We start from the raw sequence: 2997 nt of genomic DNA, 5'->3' as shown, positions 1-2997 counted from the left end.
TTCTGTAGCAGTGATGTTCGTAGGTGCAATGCTGAAACCGGCAGAGTCATCATTTGTGATGCTAGTTGTAGCAGTTGGTGTCGGGATTGTCGGCGCGCCACCCGGTGAAACAGGATTAGATAGCGTAACCGCAACTGTTTCGTCAGGTTCAATTAATCCATCTCCCAACACACCCAAAGAAATAGTTTTGGATGTTTCACCCTCTGCAAAACTGATTTTACCAGTGGCAGCAGTTGCGCCAGAAGTGCCGCCGATATTGTTGTAATCAGTGCCGTTTGTTGCAGTGCCAGTAATGGCATACTCTACGGTACTCCAAAGTTCCGTGCTACCGCTGCGAGTAATAGTAAATGTGGCAGGATTAGCGCCGAAATTCCCTTCGGTAACGGTGGGATTGTCGGCGATAATTGAGTAAGAACTCTTCCTATCCAATATTGACAATTTAACTTGACTCGTACCGCCAGCAACACCGCCTGTAATCGGACCCAAATTGAGAACTAACTGTTCGTTACTGTCAACGATGTTGTCAGCCTTGATGGTAACTGCCACAGTTTGAGTGAGTGCAGCACCTGTCGCCCCGGCGGGGAAAATAACAGTAGTAGGTGAAATTGTGTAATCAGCATCTTGAGTAGCTGTGCTACTGGGGTCGATGACAATTGGTACAACTACATCGGTGAGGGGTGTGCCGCCGCCCAGAGTAAGAGTGACATTAATTACTGTGTCGGTAGCGTCTTCATTAACAGGGATGATGTTGCTGTATTGGGAAGTGTCAAAACTTACCGTACTGGGTGTATTGAGCAGCACCGAAACGTTGTCTAAACCCTGGTTCGTTAGTGCCAAATCCGGGAGAGTATCAGCATTAAAGTTGCCTGCAATAATGGAAGTTGTATCGGTGCCCGCAGCAAAGTTAATAGGTGTACTAAAACCGCCATTGCCGTTGCCTACTAAAATTGATGCGCCGCTGGTTCCTGTTGCTGCTAAGTCAAGTCTGCCATCTCCGCTAAAGTCTTTCGCCACAATGCCGGAGAGTCCTGCCCCCGCGCTAACATTAGTGGCCGCGCCAAAGCCACCGGTGCCATTTCCCAATAGAATTGAGACACTGCTAGAGCCACCGTTAACTGTGGCCAAGTCGAGGTAAGTGTCTCCGTTAAAGTCCCCAGTGGCGATTGAATTTGGACCTTGCTCAACCCCAAAGTTAGTAGCTGCACCAAATCCGCCCGTGCCATTTCCTAACAGAATTGAGACATTATTAGAGAGGCTGTTGACAACGGCTAAGTCGGGGAAGCTGTCAGCGTTAAAGTTGCCTACAACAACGTCAGCCGGAATCGAACCCACATTGAAATCAGTGGCAGCGCCAAAGCTTTCTGTACCCGTTCCCAACAAAATTGAGACGCTACCAGAAGCACCTTGAGGGTTAGCGTTTACCACTGCTAAATCGAGGAAAGTATCGCTGTTAAAGTTTCCGACAGCGATTTTAAGGGGAGTGAAACCCACTTTAAAATCGCTAGCTGCACCGAAGCCGCCCGTGCCATTTCCCAGCAGAATTGAGACAGTACCGGCTAAGGAGCCCCTTGCTACCGCTAAGTCGGGGAAATTGTCATTGTTAAACAGTCCCGATGTGACGTAAAGCGGACTTGAACCTACGGCAAAATTGGTAGCTGTGCCAAAACCCCCTGTGCCATTCCCTAACAAAATTGAAACGTTGTCGTCATTCTGGTTGGTTACTACCAAGTCTAGGAAAGTATCAGCGTTGAAATCCCCTACATTAATACCTCTGGGACCTGACCCTGCGCCAAAATTTGTAGCTGCACCAAAACTATTCAAAACATACTCGTAACCCGCTAACACTTCGGGTTCAAATACCAGCGGCGTTTCTATTTTCCCGGTTCTGACTTCCAGTTCCCAATCGCCGCCTTTGGCTACACTTCCCGTGAGGTTTTGGGAAGCCGCAACACTAGCTCCGGTTAACTCACTCAAGCGTTTGACAAATGTTTTACCTGTCTCGCCTGCTGCTACGGAGCACCCGTACAGCAGGATATTCGGTCTATTTTTGCTCCTTAAGTCGGTTTGTGGCGCAAACCACTGCTGTAGATCATCTCGATCGCACTCTATATCATCTAAACTAAAGCGAACGTCGCCGAGTTGCAAGCTCCCCGGAGCACCGTGAGAAACTATGTGAATGCTGTCAATATTGGTACGAAGAGCTAAAATTTGAGTAATTTGGTCGATCGCATCCCGGTTCCCATCCAAAACGACTACTTCCGTACCCGGTTTTACTCCAGCGACTAAACTTTGATAATTTTCTACTTTAGAATCAATAAAGGCGATCGTACTTGGTGAAACTTGATTATTTAAACGTGGCATGATACACCTACTAATAGCTAAAAAAAGACAATGATTCCCCTGTTTCGCGACTTGCATCGGAAACACTTTCTCAAGGTTGTAGTAACAATAACTGTTTTTTGAGAAAATCTATGTAAATTTTTCTTTATAAACCCCTATTTAATTAAAGTTTTGATAAAGTTGGGAAATTTTATTAAGTAGTATTACGGATGAGCCAGTGCAAGATTGCAAGTTTAAAACAAAAACACTTCAATAGCAAGTATCATTATACTTAAATATTTTAGTTTCCCTGGCGAGTATGGGCAGGAGAATGTAGGAGTAGAGGCCTGGAGGTTTAGTAGCAGAGTTAAAAAGAATTGTGGAAGACGCTGTGCGATCGCATCTGAGCCGAGTTCTTTTGATACAATTGTGGAAGTGTCAGGATTAGAACTGAGAACAGTTTATAGTATACTTTTGCACTTGGAATTATTGGGATTAGTTTCTATGAGACAGGGGTTAAAAACCCCTATCTTACTATCGGAATCACGAGTTTATCGGAATGTCTGAATTCGTGCCTGACACCCGAAATCGCTCTTAAATCAATCCGAAATTAGCAGCACTAATACTGTTAGCAGAAACACCAGCCAGAGAAGCTAAAATCTCCCCTGTTTGTGCCAA

At 45.6% G+C, this 2997-nt stretch carries 2 protein-coding genes; one reads left to right on the top strand and one right to left on the bottom strand.

The features are described 5' to 3' along the window. Nucleotides 1-2361, bottom strand: a 2361-nt coding sequence (locus tag QUA38_RS28250) for a DUF4347 domain-containing protein (protein ID WP_333167725.1), incomplete at its 3' end; no start/stop codon positions are given. A gap of 231 nt (nt 2362-2592) precedes the next feature. On the opposite strand from QUA38_RS28250, the gene QUA38_RS28245 reads away from it, so the two are divergent. Then, on the top strand, nt 2593-2886 hold the full coding sequence (locus tag QUA38_RS28245; RefSeq protein WP_333167727.1) for a DprA-like winged helix domain-containing protein: 294 nt from the start codon (nt 2593-2595) through the stop codon (nt 2884-2886). Nucleotides 2887-2997 lie beyond the last annotated feature (111 nt).

Source organism: Microcoleus sp. Pol12B4 (genome assembly GCF_036701385.1).
Classification (GTDB): Bacteria; Cyanobacteriota; Cyanobacteriia; order Cyanobacteriales; family Microcoleaceae; genus Microcoleus.
This window is presented reverse-complemented; position numbering and strand designations above follow the sequence as displayed.